The sequence below is a fragment of the Elioraea sp. genome (assembly GCF_051860475.1).
Taxonomy (GTDB): Bacteria; Pseudomonadota; Alphaproteobacteria; order Acetobacterales; family Acetobacteraceae; genus Elioraea.
In genome coordinates this window covers 20,448-36,677 of record NZ_JBHYDW010000026.1, presented here as the reverse complement: position 1 = coordinate 36,677, position 16,230 = coordinate 20,448, and the positions used below count along the sequence as shown (strand labels likewise).

Sequence of the window (16,230 nt, the reverse complement as noted above, 5' to 3'; positions counted from 1 at the left end):
GCGCGCGGCGTGCGCTTTCAGCTCCGGCGCGGTCATGCGCGCCCACTCGACATCAGCCATACCGTCCTCCCTCGCTCGCATCGCATGCCAGTGCAGCCCCTCGCGCGCGGCAAGTCCAGACGTCGTCGTTGCGCCCAGATGCCGGTCCCGCTATAGCCCCCCTCGGTCCGGGCCCCTCTGGCGGAGGGTCCGGCGCGGCTATGCACCCGAGGCCGCGTCCCGGCGACCGCGATGTCGGACCTCGTCACCATCCATCGGGCGGCCTCAGCGCCGCTGTCCGGGTGCGCGATGGAGGTCTGGATGTCCGCTCCCTGGTGGTTCTGGGCCGCGTTCAACGCGGCCGTGCTGCTCCTGCTGCTGCTCGATCTCGGCCTGCTGACGAAGCGTGACCGCGCGATCCCGGTGAAGGAGGCGCTCGTCCGCTCCGGCGCCTTCTTCGTGCTCGCGATGCTGTTCTGCGCCGGGATCTTCGCGTTTTACGGCGACACCCCTGAGATCCGGAGCCAGAAGGGGCTCGAGTTCCTGACCGGCTACCTGATCGAGTGGTCGCTGTCGGTCGACAACATCTTCGTCTTCGTGCTGGTGTTCAGCCACTTCCAGGTGCCCGCGCGGTACCAGCACAGGGTGCTGTTCTGGGGCATCATCGGCGCGCTGGTGATGCGCGGCACGTTGATCCTGGTGGGCGCCGCGCTGATCCAGACCTTCCACTGGATCATGGTCGGGTTCGGGCTGTTCCTGATCTGGTCGGGCTGGAAGATGCTGCGCGCGATCGACACGGAGCCCGACCTCGAGAGCAACCGCGTGCTCGCCTGGGTGAAGTCGCGCTGGCGCGTCACGGAAACCTACGAGGGCGATCGGTTCTTCGTCCGCCGCGAGGGTCGGCTGTTCCTGACCCCGCTCGCGCTGGTGCTGGTGCTGATCGAGCTCACCGACCTGGTATTCGCGCTCGACTCGATCCCGGCGATCTTCGCGATCACGACCGACCCGTTCATCGTCTACACTGCGAACGTGTTCGCGATCCTCGGGCTGCGCGCGATGTACTTCGCGCTCGCCGGCGTGATCCACCGCTTCCACTACCTCAAGTACGGGCTGTCGATCGTGCTGATGATCGTCGGGGCGAAGATGCTTGCGAACTACGCGGCCGACGGCAAGGCGGTGCCGGTGGAGTATGCGCTGCTGCTGACGGTCGCGATCATCGGCGGCTCGATCGTGCTGAGCCTGGTCAAGACCGCCGCGCGCGCCCCGGCCGAAGGCTTCGCGGAGGCCTGGCGCGGATGGGTGCCGTTCACCCGCAGCCGCCGCCCCGCCGCCCCGCCGGATTGACAGCGCGGCCGGCGTCCCCATTCACGGTTGGCGGGGCGTCCGGACCGGTGTCGCCGATGCTTGACCGGGCGCGCCGGACGCGCGAGAGATGCGGCGCCGCACAATGCCTCGGCTGACGGGCCGGGGCCTCTACGCGGGCAAGCCGTGGTGGCGGGAACGGGGTTGACGGAATGCACGTGTCCGGTCGGGTTGTCGGCGTCGGTCTGGCGGGGGTCGTCGCCCTGGCGATGGCGGGTGGCGCGTTCGCGGCCTCGACCGATCTAGGGGTGCCGACGCCCTGGGGCCTCGGGTTCCAGCAGGCGGCGAGCCCGGTGAAGGAGCGCGTCGCGTCGCTGCACGACTTGTTGCTGGTGATCATCACCGTGATCACGCTGTTCGTGCTCGGACTGCTCGCCTATGTCTGCTGGCGCTTCAAGGCAGACCGCAACCCGACCCCCTCGCGCACCAGCCACAACACGCTGCTCGAGGTCGCCTGGACCGTGATCCCGGTGCTCATCCTGGTGGTGATCGCGGTGCCGTCGTTCCGGCTGCTCTACTTCATGGACCGGACCGAGGAGCCCGACATCACCGTGAAGGTGACCGGGTTCCAGTGGGCCTGGGAGTACGAATATCTCGACGCCGACGGGCTGAAGTTCGAGAGCTACATGATCCCGGAGGACGAGGCGGTGGCGCAGGGCAAGCTCCGCCTGCTCGACGTCGACAACGAGATGGTCGTGCCCGCGGGCAAGAACGTGCGCGTGCTGATCACCAGCCGCGACGTGATCCACAGCTTCTTCGTCCCGGCACTCGGCATCCAGAAGTACAACATCCCCGGCCGAACCATGGAGACGTGGTTCCGTGCCGACCGACCGGGCGTGTACTACGGACAGTGCAACCAGATCTGCGGCGTGAACCACGCCTACATGCCGATCGTCGTGCGCGCGCTGCCCGAGGCGGAGTTCACCACGTGGCTCGAACAGGCGAAGCAGCGCTTCGCCGCCGCACCGCCGTCGGGCCAGACGATGCGGGTCGCCGAGGTTCCGCAATGACGATGGGAGAGCGGGCCCTGCGGCCCGGATTCTGAGGACGGATCGAGATGGCAACGGCCGACGCGCACGCCCACGACCACCACGACCACAAGCCCGGCTTCGTGACACGGTGGCTGTTCAGCACCAACCACAAGGATATCGGCACCCTCTACCTGATCTTCTCGGTGGTGGCCGCGTTCATCGGCGGGTTCATGTCGATCCTGATGCGGCTCGAGCTGCAGAACCCCGGCATGCAGTACTTCGCCGACGGGCAGAGCTGGAACGTGATCGTCACGGCGCATGGCCTGATCATGGTGTTCTTCGTGGTCATGCCGGCGATGATCGGCGGGTTCGGTAACTGGTTCGTGCCGCTGATGATCGGCGCGCCGGACATGGCCTTCCCGCGGCTGAACAACATCAGCTTCTGGCTGCTCGTGCCGTCGTTCTTCCTGCTGCTCGGCTCGGCCTTCGTGGGCGACGGCGCCGGCGTGGGCTGGACGGTCTACACCCCGCTGGCGCATTCGACGTTCCAGTCGGGCCCGTCGGTGGACATGGCGATCTTCTCGCTGCACCTCGCCGGCGCCTCGTCGATCCTGGGCGCGATCAACTTCATCACCACGATCCTGAACATGCGTGCGCCGGGCATGACGCTGCACCGGATGCCGCTGTTCGTGTGGTCGATCCTGGTGACGGCGTTCCTGCTGCTGCTCGCGCTGCCCGTACTGGGCGGCGCGATCACCATGCTGTTGACCGACCGAAACTTCGGCACGGCATTCTTTGATCCCGCCGGCGGCGGCGACCCGGTGCTGTACCAGCACCTGTTCTGGTTCTTCGGCCACCCTGAGGTCTACATCATGATCCTGCCGGGGTTCGGCATGATCAGCCACATCATCGCGACCTTCAGCCGCAAGCCCGTGTTCGGCTACCTCGGCATGGCCTACGCGATGGTGGCGATCGGCGTGGTCGGGTTCGTGGTGTGGGCCCACCACATGTTCACTTCCGGCATCGGGGTGGACACGCGGGCCTACTTCATGGCGGCGACGATGGTGATCGCCGTGCCGACGGGCATCAAGATCTTCTCCTGGATCGCCACGATGTGGGGCGGGTCGATCCGGCTCGAGGTGCCGATGCTCTGGGCGGTCGGCTTCATCTTCCTGTTCACCGTCGGCGGCGTGACCGGCGTGGTGCTGGCGAATGCGGGCGTCGATACGGTGCTGCACAACACCTACTACGTGGTGGCGCATTTCCACTACGTGCTGAGCCTCGGCGCGGTGTTCACCATGTTCGCCGGGTTCTACTACTGGGTCGGCAAGATGACCGGCCGCCAGTACGACGACTTCCTCGCGCGCATCCATTTCTGGACAACCTTCGTCGGCGTGAACCTGACCTTCTTCCCGATGCACTTCCTCGGGCTTCAGGGCATGCCGCGGCGCTATCCGGACTATCCTGATGCGTTCTGGGGCTGGAACATGGTCGCCTCGATCGGCAGCTATATCAGCTTCGCCTCGGCGATCCTGTTCCTCTACATCGTCTACAAGATCTTCGCCTCGAAGGAGAGGCTGGCGGACAACTACTGGGGCGAGGGTGCGACCACGCTCGAATGGACCCTCTCCTCTCCGCCGCCGTTCCACCAGTTCGAGGAACTGCCGCGCATCCGCTGAGTCCGGTTGAATGAACGAACGTGTCCTAGGTCAGGCGGGGGGTGCGAGGGGGGCCTGCGAGGCCCCCCTCGATGCTGTGCTGGAGTATGCAGGCAGCGAGCCGCGCGACTGGCTGCTGCTGCTCAAGCCGCGCGTGATGTCGCTGGTGGTCTACACTGGCCTGATCGGATTGCTCGTCGCGCCGGAGCCCATGCATCCGGTGTTGGCGGCGATCGCGGTGCTGTGCATCGCGCTCGCAGCCGGGGCCGCGGGTGCGATCAACATGTGGTACGACCGTGACATCGACGCGATGATGCGTCGCACCGCGCAGCGCCCGATCCCGGCCGGACGCATCAGCCCCGACGCCGCGCTCGGATACGGCGTCGCGCTCGCGGTGTTCTCGGTGCTGCTGATGGGGCTCGCGGCGAACTGGATGGCCGCGCTTGTCCTTGCGCTGTCGATCGCGTTCTACGTGTTCGTCTACACGATCTGGCTGAAGCGCCGCACGCCGCAGAACATCGTCATCGGTGGTGCTGCCGGCGCCTTCCCGCCAGTGATCGGCTGGGCAGCGGCAACGGGCTCGATCGAGTTCGCCCCCGTCGTGCTGTTCGCCATCATCTTCTTCTGGACGCCACCACATTTCTGGGCGCTGAGCCTGTTCGCGCATGCCGACTATGCGCGCGCCGGCGTGCCGATGCTGCCGGTGGTGGCCGGGGCGGGCGAGACGCGCCGGCAGATCCTGATCTACACGGTGGTGCTGATCGCTGTGTCGCTGGGGCCGCTGGCGCTCGGTTTCTCGGGCATCCTCTACGGTGCGGCGGCGCTGCTGCTGGGCCTGGCCTTCCTGCGCCATGCGCTCGCGGTGCTGCGCGACCGCCAGGACGGAGCGGGTGGCAGCCTCTCGGGTGACCGCCCGGCCAAGGCAGCGTTCCGGTTCTCGATCACCTATCTGTTCGCGCTGTTCGGCGCGCTGGCGCTCGACCGGCTGGTGACGGGGGCGGGGTGGATCCCCATCTAGGCGTCATGTCGGAGCAGGATCCGCAGGCCGTCGGCCACCCCGGGCATCTGACGCGCGAGCAGTCGGATGCGCTCGCGCGACGCCGGCGCGCGCGCAACCGGGCGATGTTCCTGGTCCTGGTCGGCCTCGTCGCGCTGTTCTATGCCCTCACCATGAGCCGGCTCTCCGAGGTCGGCGATCCGCAGCAATGGTCCCGTCCCGGCGCAATCGTACCGTCGCGCTGACCTGCGTCGGCGTGGTCGGGCTGATGCTCGGCGCGGCCTATGCGGCCGTGCCGCTCTACGACTGGTTCTGCCGCGTGACGGGCTTCGGCGGCACGCCGATGATCAACGCCAACGTCCCGGCCTCGCCGGACGCGCGCTCGATCCGCGTCGAGTTCGTCGCCAATGTCAACCGCGACCTGCCGTGGTCGTTCCGCCCGGTGCAGCGTGAGATCGTGCTGCACGGCGCCGAGCAAGGCGTCGCGTTCTACACCGCCCGCAACGACTCGGACGAGGCGGTGACCGGGATCAGCACCTACAACGTCACGCCCGAGAAGGCCGCGCCCTACTTCAACAAGATCGCCTGCTTCTGCTTCACCGAGCAGACGCTCGCGCCGGGCCAGCAGGCCGAGATGCCGCTCGCCTTCTGGGTCGATCCGAAGATGTTCGACGATCCGGCCACGCGCGACGTGCGCGTGGTGACCGTGAGCTACACCTTCTTCCGCAGTCTCGCGGTCGCCGAGAAGGCCGGCGCGCTGGCCACGGCGGGCCCGCATGTCGGCGGGTTCACGCCCAACACCACCCCACCCCGCCCCGGCGAGCGGCGCTCGATCCGCTGAGCCTCGGGGCGGCTTGATCCCTCGGCCGATTTCGGGGATTGATGCGGTGCGGCGCGGCGGGCGAACTCGGGCCGGCACGTGCGACAGACCGGAACGGAAGCGATGAGCGACAGCCACGGCGAGACGATCGAGCCCTCGGGGATGAAGCACCCCTATCACCTGGTCGACCCGTCGCCCTGGCCGATCCTGGGCGCAGCCGCGGCCGGGCTGCTCGCCTTTGGCGCGATCGAGTTCATGCACTACCAGACGCCGATGTTCCTGGTGCTCGGCTTCATCGCCGTGCTGGCGACGATGTTCGTCTGGTGGCGCGACGTGGTGAAGGAGAGCCGGACCCCTGGCCTGCACACCCCCGTGGTGCGGCTCGGCCTGCGCTACGGGATGATGCTGTTCATCGCCTCCGAGGTGATGTTCTTCGTCGCGTTCTTCTGGGCCTATTTCCACTTCGCGCTGTTCCCCGAGCACATCGCCGGGCAGGAGAGCACGGTCTGGCCGCCGCAGGGCGTGTTGACCTTCGACCCGTGGCACCTGCCGTTCCTGAACACGCTGATCCTGCTGCTCTCGGGCTGCACGGTCACCTGGGCGCACCACGCCCTGCTCGAGGGCAACCGGCGCGACCTGATCCGCGGGCTGGCGCTGACGGTGGCGCTCGGCATCAGCTTCACCTGCGTGCAGGCCTACGAGTACTTCGTCGCGCCGTTCGGCTTCCGCGAAGGCGTCTATCCCTCGACCTTCTTCATGGCGACGGGCTTCCACGGCTTCCACGTCATCGTCGGCACGATCTTCCTGACGGTGTGCCTCGTGCGCGCGATCCGCGGCCACTTCACGCCGCAGCAGCATTTCGGCTTCGAGGCCGCCGCCTGGTACTGGCACTTCGTCGACGTGGTGTGGCTGTTCCTGTTCATCTGCATCTACTGGTGGGGTGCCGGCGAGATCGCCCCGCACTGATGGCTGCAGGGCGCGGTACCGCGAGCGGGGGGCCCTGGCCCCCCGTTTCCGTCTGGCGGGCAGCCCTCGTCGGGCGCTGCCCACGCTGCGGGCGCGGTCCGCTGTTCGAGGGCGTGCTGTCGATCCGGCCGTCCTGCCGGGTCTGCGGGCTTGACCTCAAGGCGCATGACGCCGGCGACGGGCCTGCGGTGCTCGCGATCTTCGTGCTCGGCGCGCTGCTGATCGGGGGCGTGATGTGGCTTGAGTTCACCCATGAGCCGCCGCTCTGGGTGCACGCGGTGCTGTGGCCGGTCGTGTCCCTGCCGCTCGCGGTCGCGGTGATGCGCCCGGCCAAGGCGGCGCTGGTGGCCTTGCAGTACCGCCTCCGCCGCGACGAGATGCAGTCCGGCTGAGACCACCCATCTCCGTGTCATGACGACCACCCGTCCCGCCTGGCGCGTCCTGCTCTGGCCCACCTTGGCGGCCGCCGTGGGGCTGGCGATCCTGCTGGCACTCGGCACCTGGCAGGTGCAGCGGCTCGCCTGGAAGAATGCCTGGATCGCCCAGCTCCGCGCCGCCGAGGCGCTGCCGCCGGAGCCTCTGCCGGCAACCCTCGATGATCCGGTCCCCCTCGCCTTCCGCCGCTTCGCCGTCACCGGCACGTTCCGCCACGACCTCTCCTTCGTGCTCGGTGTGCATCAGCGGGCGCACCGGCTCGGCGCGTTCCTGGTCACGCCGCTGATGCGCGAGCGCGGCGAACCGGTCTGGGTGGTGCGCGGCTGGGTGCCCTATGAGGCGCCGCGCGCGGTGCCCAACCCCGAGGGCATGGTCACCGTCACCGGTTTCCTGATGCTGCCCGAGCGGCGCGGCTGGTTCACCCCCGACGACAGGCCCGACGAGCGCCGCTTCTGGGCCTTCCAGCCCGATCCCATGGCGGAGGCCGCGGGCCTGCCGCGCACCACGCCGTTCGCCATCGCCGCGGTCGGCCCGGGCGAGGAGCCGCCGATCCCGCAACGCCGCCCGCAGATGCCGCGCAACGACCATCTCGGCTACGCGATCACCTGGTACGGGCTCGCCTTCGCCCTGGTCGCGTTCTGGATCGTCTGGGCGCGCCGGCTGCTCCGCGACGAGAGGTCCGCATGACCGAGGTCTGCCACGCTGTGCATGCCTACGACGCGCTGCGCATCCGCTTCGCCCGTATCGCCGCGCTGGAGGAGGTCGCCTCGATCCTGCACTGGGACACCTCGGTGACCATGCCGGCGGGCTCGGCGGCGGCACGGGGCGAGCAGATGGCCACACTGGCAGGGCTGTCGCACCAGCTCATCACCGCGCCGGAGCTGGCCGGACATCTCGATGACGCCGAGGAGCGCGCGGAGCTGCTGAGCGCGGATGACCGGCGCAACCTCGCGCTGATGCGGCGCAAGCAGCTGCGCGCGACCGCCCTGCCGGCCGAACTCGTGGAGGCCACCGCGCGGGCCACCAGCGCCTGCGAGGCGGCCTGGCGCACGGCGCGGCGCGAATCGGATTTCGGCGCTGTCGCCCCGCTGCTGGCCGAGGTCGTGCGGCTGACGCGCGAGCAGGCGGCCGAGCTCTCCGCCGCCACGGGGCTTGCGCCCTACGACGCGCTGATGGACGGGTTCCAGCCCGGGCTTTCGGATGCGCGCGTCGCCGAGATCTTCGGTCCGCTCGAAGTCGCGCTGCGCGACCTGCTGCCGGAGGTGCTGGAGCGCCAGGCCGCGCTGCCGGCACCGATCCCCCTCGCCGGCCCCTTCCCGGTCGAGGCGCAGCGTGCGCTCTGCCGCATGCTGGCCGAGCGCGCCGGGATCGACTTTGCCACCGCGCGGCTCGACGAGAGCACGCACCCGTTCTGCGGCGGCACACCGACCGACACGCGCATCACCACGCGCTACCGCACGGACGACGCCGCCCAGGCGATCCTCGGCGTGCTGCACGAATGCGGCCACGCGCTCTACGAGCGCAACCTGCCGCGCGACTGGGCGCGCCAGCCCCTCGGCGAGTCGGCAGGCATGGCGGCGCATGAGAGCCAGAGCCTGATCGTCGAGATGCAGGCGTGCCGGTCGGATGCGTTCCTCTCCTGGCTCGGCCCACGCCTGCATGCGGCCTTCGGCGGCGATCCCACGCCGTATGCGCCCGCCAATCTCGCGCGGCTCTGGCGCCGCGTGAGCGCAGGCTTCATCCGCGTCGAGGCCGACGAGGTGACGTACCCCGCGCACATCATCCTGCGCTGGCGGCTCGAGCGCGCACTGATCGCGGGCGCGCTCGCCGTACCCGACCTGCCCGGCGCCTGGAACGAGGCGATGAAGACGCTGCTTGGCCTCGAGGTACCGGACGATGCGCGCGGCTGCCTCCAGGACATCCACTGGTACGACGGCGCGTTCGGTTACTTCCCCTCCTACACGCTCGGCGCGATGGGCGCCGCGCAGCTCTTCGTTGCCGCGGTCACCGCGGTGCCGGAGATCCCCGCGCGGCTCGCCGAGGGCGATCTCGCGCCACTGACGTCATGGCTGCGCACCAACGTGCACGCGCATGGAGCGCGCTACGGCTTCGACGAGCTGATGCAGGCGGCCACGGGGCGTCCACTCGACCCGGTGGTGTTCGCTGCCCACCTGAAGGCGCGCTACCTCGACTGATCGGCCCCGAGCATCCTGCTCATATGCACCGTCATGCCCCCGCGGAACCGCTCCTCGCGATCCACCGGGTAGCCGAGGCGACGGTAGAGCGCGACGTTCTCGATCAGCCGGACGTTCCCCTCAGGCACCATTTCGATCAGCGCGGCATGCTCGCCCGCCACGGCCAGCAGGTCGATGCGATGCGCCTGCACGGCGTGCTCGTCGGCCGCCGCAATCGGCAGCGGCTTGCAGCCGATCACCGGAACCCATTTCGCATAGGCCGCACGCATCAGCGCGCGCACTGCCGCAGCATCCGTTTGCGCCCAGTGGGGACTGCTTGGCGTGCGAGCACGGAACGTCTTCTTAAAGTCACGGGATACCGATATTCTTTAGTCGATGGCCTCATCCATGGTGGCTATCGCTGACGGGGAAGTTGACGTGTCCGAACAGGGGATTCGCTTCGACGACGGCGCCAGCTATGAGCAGGTGATGGGGATCTGGAGCCGGCTTGCTGGCGAGATTTTTCTTGATTGGTTGGCTCCACCTGCGGGCTTACGGTGGATCGATATCGGCTGCGGCAATGGGGCCTTTACCGATCTGCTTTTCGAGCGCTGTGTCCCGTCGGAGGTCCATGGGGTCGATCCGTCCGAAGGGCAGCTCGCTTTTGCGCGTACGCGACCTGGGTCTCGCTCTGCAGCGTTCCATAAGGGCGATGCCATGGCGCTACCCTTCCCGGCGCACAGGTTTGACGCTGCGGTCATGGCGCTCGTAATCGTCTTCGTCCCGAATCCTGCAAGAGGCATCATGGAAATGGTTCGCGTGGTCGGTTCGGGCGGCATCGTTGCGACCTATGTGTGGGATATGCTGAGTGGCGGCTTCCCGCTCGATCCGATCCTTGGCGAGATGCGTGCGATGGGTCTTTCACCTCCGCAGCCGCCGCAATTGGGGTCGTCGAGACAGGAAGCGTTGCGAGACTTGTGGACGGGCTCGGGTCTCGAGGCGGTAGAGACGCGAGAGATCACGGTGCGCCGGACGTTTGCGGACTTCGACGACTTTTGGACGATCAACCTGAAGGGCGGCACCATCGGCCCGGCAATCGCGGCAATGGCTCAAGGGGACGCGGCCGAGCTTAAAGGGCGAGTGCGCAGGCGTCTGCCAGCGGACGCCGCAGGACGGCTCACCTATGGCGCTCGCGCGAACGCGATCAAGGGCCGCGTGCCAAAGTAGCTGAGCCAAATCCGGGTCGCGCTGTCTGCCACCTTGTTGATCACCATGTACATGTCGGAAGTTCGGGTGGCGGGCCGCACCCGGCACCAGCTCTATGGCAGCAGCTCATTGATCCGCGGACCCGGATGCTCCGGTAATCGCGCCCCTCTCCTCGCCGCCTGCCGTCACGTCCCGCCGTCCCGCACGCCTATCTCGCCGCCGGACTGTTCGCTTACCATACCGGCAAGGACGCCGAGTCGCCGGCCGGACAAGCGAAGAGGGCAGAGCGCGTGGACCGCACTTTCGGCCTGACCGCCGCAGGCACCAGCCTGCGCACCGAGGCGCTGGCGGGCCTCACCACCTTCCTCACCATGGCCTACATCCTGTTCGTCAACCCAGCGATCCTGGGCGAGGCAGGGATGCCGCGCGACTCCGTGTTCGTCGCCACTGCCGTCGCGGCGATCGCGGGTTCGGCGATCATGGGGCTCTACGCCAACCTGCCGGTGGCGCTCGCGCCGGGGATGGGGCTGAACGCCTATTTCGCCTTCGCACTGGTGCTCGCCCAGGGCTACACGTGGCAGCAGGCACTGGCGGCGGTGTTCCTCTCCGGCGTGCTGTTCGTGGGCCTCTCCGTCCTGCCGGTGCGCGAGGCGATCATCAACGCCATCCCGCGCAGCCTGAAGCTTGCGGTCTCGGCCGGGATCGGTCTGTTTCTCGGCATCATCGCGCTGAAGAACGCGGGCATCGTCGTCGCGCATCCGGCGACCTTCGTGACACTCGGCAACCTGTTCCGCTGGCCGGCGCTGCTCTGCCTGCTCGGCTTCGTGCTGATGGTGGCACTCACCCAGCGCCGCGTGATCGGCGCGACCATCATCGGCATCCTCGCGGTCTCTCTGCTCGACCTGCCACTCGGCCTGACCAGCTACACCGGCATCGTCTCCGCCCCGCCCTCGCCGGCGCCGACCCTGTTCGCGCTCGACTTCTCCCGCATGTTCGAGATGCCGTTCCTGGTCGCGGTGCTGTCGCTGCTGTTCGTCGACCTGTTCGACACCGCCGGCACGCTGGTCGGCGTGTGCCACCGCGCCGGGCTGCTCGACGCCGAGGGACGCGTGCCGAACGTGGGCCGCGCACTGCTCGCGGATTCCTCGGCGACCGTGATCGGCGCGCTGATCGGCACCTCGAACACCACGAGCTATGTCGAGAGTGCTGCGGGCGCGGCCGTGGGCGGGCGCACTGGGCTGACCGCCGTGGTGGTCGCGGCGCTGTTCGGCTTCGCGCTGTTCTTCTCGCCGCTCGCCGGCATGATCCCGGCCTACGCGACCGCGGCTGCCCTGCTGCACGTCGCGACCATCATGGCGCGCGGGCTCGCCGAGCTCGACTGGGAGGACGCGACCGACTACGCGCCGGCCGTTGTCTGCGCGCTGGCGATGCCGCTCACCTTCTCGATCGCCACCGGGATCGGGCTCGGCTTCATCACCTACGCTGCGGCCAAGCTGCTCGCCGGCCGGTTCGACCAGGCGAACCCGGCCGTGCTGGCCCTCGCGGCCGTGTTCTGCCTCAAGTTCGCGCTGGCGTGACCGGCGCGGCAGCCCCGCGCCCGGCCCCCTTTCATCCCCCCGCCACCATCCCTAATGTCCGGCGGTCATGCGCTATGTCTCCACCCGCGGCGCCGCGCCGGTTCTCGGCTTCGGTGACGTGCTGCTCGCCGGCCTCGCCGAGGATGGCGGGCTCTACGTGCCCGAGACCTGGCCTGGGCTCTCGCCGGCCGAGTGGCGCGCGCTGCGCGGCCTGCCCTACCCCGAACTGACCGCCCGCATCCTGGCCCCCTTCGTCGGCGGGGCGATCGACGAGGCGACCCTGACCCGCCTTTGCCGCGAGGCCTATGCCGGCTTCGCCCACGCCGCCGTCGCGCCGCTGGTGCAGCTCGAGCATCGGGTGTACGCGCTCGAGCTGTTCCACGGCCCCACCCTCGCCTTCAAGGATTTCGCGCTCCAGCTTCTGGGGCGGCTGTTCGACCATGTGCTCGCCCGACGCGGCGAGCGCGTGACGATCGTCGGCGCGACCTCGGGCGACACCGGCTCCGCCGCGATCGAGGCCTGCCGCGATCGCGACCGGCTCGCGATCGTGATCCTGCACCCGCATCAGCGCGTCAGCGAGGTACAGCGGCGGCAGATGACCACGGTGGCCAGCGGCAATGTCGGCAACATCGCCGTCGAGGGCTCGTTCGACGACTGCCAGGACCTCGTGAAGGCGATGTTCGCCGATGCGCCCTTCCGCCGCGAGATGCGGCTCTCGGCGGTCAATTCGATCAATTGGGCGCGGATCGCGGCGCAGATCGCCTACTACGCGTGGGCCGCGCTCGCGCTCGGGGCGCCGGAGCGCAGGGTCGCCTTCGCCGTGCCGACGGGAAACTTCGGCAACGTCCTCGCCGCCTGGGCCGCGCGGCGCATGGGCCTGCCGATCGAGCGGCTGATCGTCGGCACGAACCGCAACGACATCCTCGCCCGCTTCCTCGAAGCGAACGACATGCGCCTCGCCGCGGTCGAGCCCTCGCTCTCGCCGTCCATGGACATCCAGGTGAGCAGCAATTTCGAGCGGCTGTTGTTCGAGCTGCTCGGCCGCGACGGCCAGGCGACGGCGGAGACGATGCGTACCTTTCGCGACGGCGGCCGAATGCCTGTTCCCGACGCCGCGTGGCGCGAGGCAGCGGCGCTGTTCCGCCCCTTCCGCCTGGACGACGAGGGCACGCTCGCCGAGATCGCGCGCCTGCACCGCACGTCCGGCTATCTCGCCGACCCGCACAGCGCGATCGGCATCGCGGCTGCGCGCGCGCGCCTGCCCACGGACACGGATGTGCCCGTCATCGCCGTCGCGACCGCGCATCCGGCCAAGTTCCCCGACGCCGTGGAACGTGCCACCGGCATCCGCCCCGCCCTTCCGCCGCATCTCGCCGACCTGTTCGACCGCCCCGAGCGCTTCACCGTCGCCCGCAACGACCTCGCCGCGATCGAGGCGCTCGTGCGCGGCACCGCATTGAGGAACGCCGCATGAGCATCGACCCCGCGATTCAGGTCACCCGCCTTCCCTCGGGGCTGACGGTCGTGACTGAAACGATGCCGCGCGTCGAGACCGTGAGCCTCGGCGCCTATGTCGGCGCCGGCACGCGCCACGAGCGCGCGACCGAGAACGGCGTGTCGCACTTCCTCGAGCACATGGCGTTCAAGGGCACCGCGCGGCGGACCGCCGCCCAGATCGCCGAGCAGATCGAGGATGTCGGCGGCCACCTGAACGCCTACACCGCACGCGAGCGCACGGCGTTCTACGCCAAGGTGCTGAAGGAGGATGCTGCGCTCGCGACCGACATCGTCGCCGACATCCTCCAGCATTCCGTGTTCGATCCGGAGGAATTCGAGCGCGAGCGCGGCGTGATTCTCCAGGAGATCGGCCAGGCCAACGACACGCCCGACGACCTGGTGTTCGACCACTTCCAGGAGGCAGCCTATCCGGACCAGCCGATGGGCCTGCCCACGCTCGGCACCGAGGCGACGATCGGCGCGATGCCCCGCGAGGCGCTGATCGGCTTCATGCGCCGCCACTACGCGCCGGCGCGCATCGTCGTCGCGGCGGCCGGCGCGATCACCCACGACGTGTTCCTCGATCTCGTGCGCCACCACTTCACCGCACTGCCCGCGGGCGAGCCGGAGCCCGAGGCGCCGGCGCGCTACCGGGGCGGCGAGCGGCGCGAGGAGGACGATCTCGACCAGGTGCATCTTGTGCTCGGCTTTCCCGCCGTGCCGTTCACCGATCCGGACTACCACGCGGCGATGCTGCTCTCGACGCTGCTGGGCGGGGGCATGTCCAGCCGGCTGTTCCAGGAGGTGCGCGAGAAGCGCGGCCTCGTCTACGCGATCTCCTCCTTCGTGCAGCCCTATCTCGATGACGGGCTGTTCGGCGTCTATGCCGGCACCGGGGAGGAGCAGGTGAAGGAACTGGTGCCGGTCGTGTCGGCCGAGCTCGCCGCCGTGCAGCGCGGTGTCACCGAGGACGAGCTCCGCCGCGCCAAGGCGCAGCTCAAGGCTTCGGTGCTGATGGCGCTGGAGAGCACGGGCGCGCGCTGCGAGCAGCTCGCCCACCAGATTGCGACCTGGGGCCGCGTCGTGCCGACCGAGGAGACGGTCGCGCGGATCAACGCCGTCACGGCCGAGCAGGCCGCTGCCGTCGCGCGGCGAATGTTCCGCGCCCGCCCCACCCTTGCCGCGATCGGGCCGATCGGCGCGCTGCCGTCGATAGGCGCCATCGCCGAACGGATCGCGGCGTGAGCGAGGCGGCCGAGCGGCTCGACGATCTCGTCGCGGCGGCGAGGCGCGCCGGCGCCGACGCTGCCGAAGCGATGCTGGCCGAGGGACGGTCGGTCTCGGTGCAGCGCCGGCTCGGCGCACTCGAGCAGGTGGAGCGCGCGGAGAGCCGCGACATCGGGCTGCGCGTCTTCGTCGGCCGGCGCCAGGCTGTGGTCGCGACCACCGACGACTCCCCCGCCGGCTTCGCCCGCCTTGCCGAGCGCGCGGTGGCGATGGCGCGCGCCGTGCCCGAGGATCCGCATGCCGGGCTCGCGGACGCACCCGACGGCGCGGCCGACCTCGCCGGGCGGCTCGCCGCGCTCGATCTCGTCGCGCCCGGCGAGCCCGACGTCGCCACGCTCGATGCGCGCGCCGCCACCGCCGAGGACGCGGCACTCGCCGTGCCGGGCGTGACCAACAGCGAGGGCGCCTCGGCCGACTGGGGCATCGCCGCGGTGACGATCGTCGCCTCGAACGGTTTCGCTGGCGCCTATGCACGCACGAGTCACGGCGTCTCGGCGACCGCGCTCGCCGGCACCGGCACGGGGATGGAGCGCGACTACGACTATGCCACCGCAGTGCATGCGGAGGATCTCGATGACGCCGCCGCGATCGGCAGGCGGGCCGGCGAACAGGCAGTGGCACGGCTGAACCCGCGCCGGCCGCGCACGGCGACCATGCCGGTCGTGTACCATCCGCGTGTGGCCGCCTCGCTGGTCTCGCATCTGTCGGCGGCGATGAATGGCGCGGCGGTCGCGCGTGGCACGACCTTCCTGAAGGACACGCTCGGCACGCGGCTGTTCGCGCCGGGCATCACCGTGCACGACGACCCGACGCGCAGGCGCGGGCTGCGCTCGCGCCCGTTCGACGCGGAGGGAATCGCGGGCCGGCCGCGCGCGGTGATCGAGGACGGCGTTCTGACGACCTGGATCCTCGACTGCCGCAGCGCGCGCATGCTCGGCATGGCGACGACCGGGCACGCGGCGCGCGGCGTGTCCTCGGTGCCGGCGCCCACGACCACCAATCTCTGGCTCGCGCCGGGCGCAGCCTCGCCCGGGGCGCTGATGGCCGACATCGCCGAGGGGCTCTACGTCACCGAGCTGATCGGCATGGGGATCAACATGGTCACCGGCGACTACAGCCGTGGCGCGGCCGGGTTCATGATCCGGAACGGCGCGCTCGCCGAGCCGGTGAGCGAGATCACCATCGCCGGCAGCCTCAAGGAGATGTTCGCGCGCCTCGTGCCGGCGGACGATCTGAGGTTCCGGCGCGGCACCGACGCGCCGACCATCCGGATCGACGGGCTGACGGTCGCCGGCGCCTGA

General features: G+C 69.6%; 16 protein-coding genes. 15 read left to right on the top strand and 1 reads right to left on the bottom strand.

Annotation, left to right across the window (positions count from 1 at the left end; translation table 11 throughout):
- Window positions 1-300 precede the first annotated feature (300 nt).
- The 10 genes from ACTIFU_RS07295 to ACTIFU_RS07250 all read left to right on the top strand — a co-directional run bounded on the left by ACTIFU_RS07295 (window position 301) and on the right by ACTIFU_RS07250 (window position 9,383).
- The gene (locus ACTIFU_RS07295; protein ID WP_439577639.1) at window positions 301-1,323 is read left to right on the top strand and encodes a TerC family protein; all 1,023 of its coding nucleotides are present in this window, start codon (window positions 301-303) and stop codon (window positions 1,321-1,323) included.
- 170 nt (window positions 1,324-1,493) lie between these two features.
- Window positions 1,494-2,351 carry a cytochrome c oxidase subunit II gene (gene coxB, locus ACTIFU_RS07290; protein WP_439577638.1) on the top strand — a complete coding sequence of 286 codons (858 nt, stop codon included), beginning with the start codon at window positions 1,494-1,496 and terminating at the stop codon, window positions 2,349-2,351.
- A 47-nt stretch (window positions 2,352-2,398) separates the two neighbouring features.
- Window positions 2,399-3,991 carry a cytochrome c oxidase subunit I gene (gene ctaD, locus ACTIFU_RS07285; RefSeq protein WP_439577637.1) on the top strand — a complete coding sequence of 531 codons (1,593 nt, stop codon included), beginning with the start codon at window positions 2,399-2,401 and terminating at the stop codon, window positions 3,989-3,991.
- Window positions 3,992-4,001: 10 nt separating this feature from the next.
- Complete coding sequence (locus ACTIFU_RS07280; protein ID WP_439577636.1) at window positions 4,002-4,988, top strand: heme o synthase; 987 nt, start codon at window positions 4,002-4,004, stop codon at window positions 4,986-4,988.
- A 5-nt stretch (window positions 4,989-4,993) separates the two neighbouring features.
- Complete coding sequence (locus tag ACTIFU_RS07275) at window positions 4,994-5,212, top strand: hypothetical protein (RefSeq protein WP_439577635.1); 219 nt, start codon at window positions 4,994-4,996, stop codon at window positions 5,210-5,212.
- Window positions 5,176-5,808 carry a cytochrome c oxidase assembly protein gene (locus ACTIFU_RS07270; RefSeq protein ID WP_439577634.1) on the top strand — a complete coding sequence of 211 codons (633 nt, stop codon included), beginning with the start codon at window positions 5,176-5,178 and terminating at the stop codon, window positions 5,806-5,808. The genes ACTIFU_RS07275 and ACTIFU_RS07270 overlap by 37 nt, the downstream gene beginning before the upstream one ends.
- A gap of 102 nt (window positions 5,809-5,910) precedes the next feature.
- Entirely contained in the window at window positions 5,911-6,753 is an 843-nt protein-coding gene (locus ACTIFU_RS07265; RefSeq protein ID WP_439577633.1) for a cytochrome c oxidase subunit 3, read from the top strand.
- Between the two features lie 113 nt (window positions 6,754-6,866).
- The gene (locus ACTIFU_RS07260) at window positions 6,867-7,145 is read left to right on the top strand and encodes a DUF983 domain-containing protein (protein ID WP_439577632.1); all 279 of its coding nucleotides are present in this window, start codon (window positions 6,867-6,869) and stop codon (window positions 7,143-7,145) included.
- Window positions 7,146-7,164: 19 nt separating this feature from the next.
- Window positions 7,165-7,875: an SURF1 family protein gene (locus tag ACTIFU_RS07255; RefSeq protein ID WP_439577631.1), complete on the top strand. Its 711-nt coding sequence runs from the start codon at window positions 7,165-7,167 to the stop codon at window positions 7,873-7,875.
- Window positions 7,872-9,383 (top strand): carboxypeptidase M32, encoded by a 1,512-nt coding sequence (locus ACTIFU_RS07250; RefSeq protein ID WP_439577630.1) that lies wholly within the window; start codon window positions 7,872-7,874, stop codon window positions 9,381-9,383. Before ACTIFU_RS07255 ends, ACTIFU_RS07250 begins: the two co-directional genes overlap by 4 nt.
- Here the strand turns inward: ACTIFU_RS07250 and ACTIFU_RS07245 are convergent.
- Window positions 9,371-9,664 carry a hypothetical protein gene (locus tag ACTIFU_RS07245; protein ID WP_439577629.1) on the bottom strand — a complete coding sequence of 98 codons (294 nt, stop codon included), beginning with the start codon at window positions 9,662-9,664 and terminating at the stop codon, window positions 9,371-9,373. The two genes, ACTIFU_RS07250 and ACTIFU_RS07245, sit on opposite strands and share 13 nt — an antisense overlap.
- A 106-nt stretch (window positions 9,665-9,770) precedes the next feature.
- On the opposite strand from ACTIFU_RS07245, the gene ACTIFU_RS07240 reads away from it, so the two are divergent.
- From ACTIFU_RS07240 to ACTIFU_RS07220, 5 genes are all read left to right on the top strand, one after another.
- A complete protein-coding gene (locus tag ACTIFU_RS07240) occupies window positions 9,771-10,589 on the top strand; it encodes a class I SAM-dependent methyltransferase (RefSeq protein WP_439577628.1) in 819 nt (272 codons plus the stop codon).
- Between the two features lie 269 nt (window positions 10,590-10,858).
- Window positions 10,859-12,145, top strand: a complete 1,287-nt coding sequence (locus ACTIFU_RS07235; RefSeq protein WP_439577627.1) for an NCS2 family permease — start codon at window positions 10,859-10,861, stop codon at window positions 12,143-12,145.
- Between the two features lie 67 nt (window positions 12,146-12,212).
- Entirely contained in the window at window positions 12,213-13,619 is a 1,407-nt protein-coding gene (gene thrC, locus ACTIFU_RS07230; RefSeq protein WP_439577626.1) for a threonine synthase, read from the top strand.
- Complete coding sequence (locus ACTIFU_RS07225) at window positions 13,616-14,887, top strand: M16 family metallopeptidase (protein ID WP_439577625.1); 1,272 nt, start codon at window positions 13,616-13,618, stop codon at window positions 14,885-14,887. The genes thrC and ACTIFU_RS07225 overlap by 4 nt, the downstream gene beginning before the upstream one ends.
- Window positions 14,884-16,230, top strand: coding sequence for a TldD/PmbA family protein (locus tag ACTIFU_RS07220; protein WP_439577624.1), 1,347 nt, complete (start codon window positions 14,884-14,886; stop codon window positions 16,228-16,230). Before ACTIFU_RS07225 ends, ACTIFU_RS07220 begins: the two co-directional genes overlap by 4 nt.

What these genes read in the sequence shown, in the direction of transcription:
- ACTIFU_RS07295 (WP_439577639.1), top strand. Translation starts at nt 301, where the DNA reads ATGTCCGCTCCCTGGTGGTTCTGGGCCGCGTTCAACGCGGCCGTGCTG.
- coxB (WP_439577638.1), top strand. Translation starts at nt 1,494, where the DNA reads ATGCACGTGTCCGGTCGGGTTGTCGGCGTCGGTCTGGCGGGGGTCGTC.
- ctaD (WP_439577637.1), top strand. Translation starts at nt 2,399, where the DNA reads ATGGCAACGGCCGACGCGCACGCCCACGACCACCACGACCACAAGCCC.
- ACTIFU_RS07280 (WP_439577636.1), top strand. Translation starts at nt 4,002, where the DNA reads ATGAACGAACGTGTCCTAGGTCAGGCGGGGGGTGCGAGGGGGGCCTGC.
- ACTIFU_RS07275 (WP_439577635.1), top strand. Translation starts at nt 4,994, where the DNA reads ATGTCGGAGCAGGATCCGCAGGCCGTCGGCCACCCCGGGCATCTGACG.
- ACTIFU_RS07270 (WP_439577634.1), top strand. Translation starts at nt 5,176, where the DNA reads ATGGTCCCGTCCCGGCGCAATCGTACCGTCGCGCTGACCTGCGTCGGC.
- ACTIFU_RS07265 (WP_439577633.1), top strand. Translation starts at nt 5,911, where the DNA reads ATGAGCGACAGCCACGGCGAGACGATCGAGCCCTCGGGGATGAAGCAC.
- ACTIFU_RS07255 (WP_439577631.1), top strand. Translation starts at nt 7,165, where the DNA reads ATGACGACCACCCGTCCCGCCTGGCGCGTCCTGCTCTGGCCCACCTTG.
- ACTIFU_RS07250 (WP_439577630.1), top strand. Translation starts at nt 7,872, where the DNA reads ATGACCGAGGTCTGCCACGCTGTGCATGCCTACGACGCGCTGCGCATC.
- ACTIFU_RS07240 (WP_439577628.1), top strand. Translation starts at nt 9,771, where the DNA reads ATGGTGGCTATCGCTGACGGGGAAGTTGACGTGTCCGAACAGGGGATT.
- thrC (WP_439577626.1), top strand. Translation starts at nt 12,213, where the DNA reads ATGCGCTATGTCTCCACCCGCGGCGCCGCGCCGGTTCTCGGCTTCGGT.
- ACTIFU_RS07225 (WP_439577625.1), top strand. Translation starts at nt 13,616, where the DNA reads ATGAGCATCGACCCCGCGATTCAGGTCACCCGCCTTCCCTCGGGGCTG.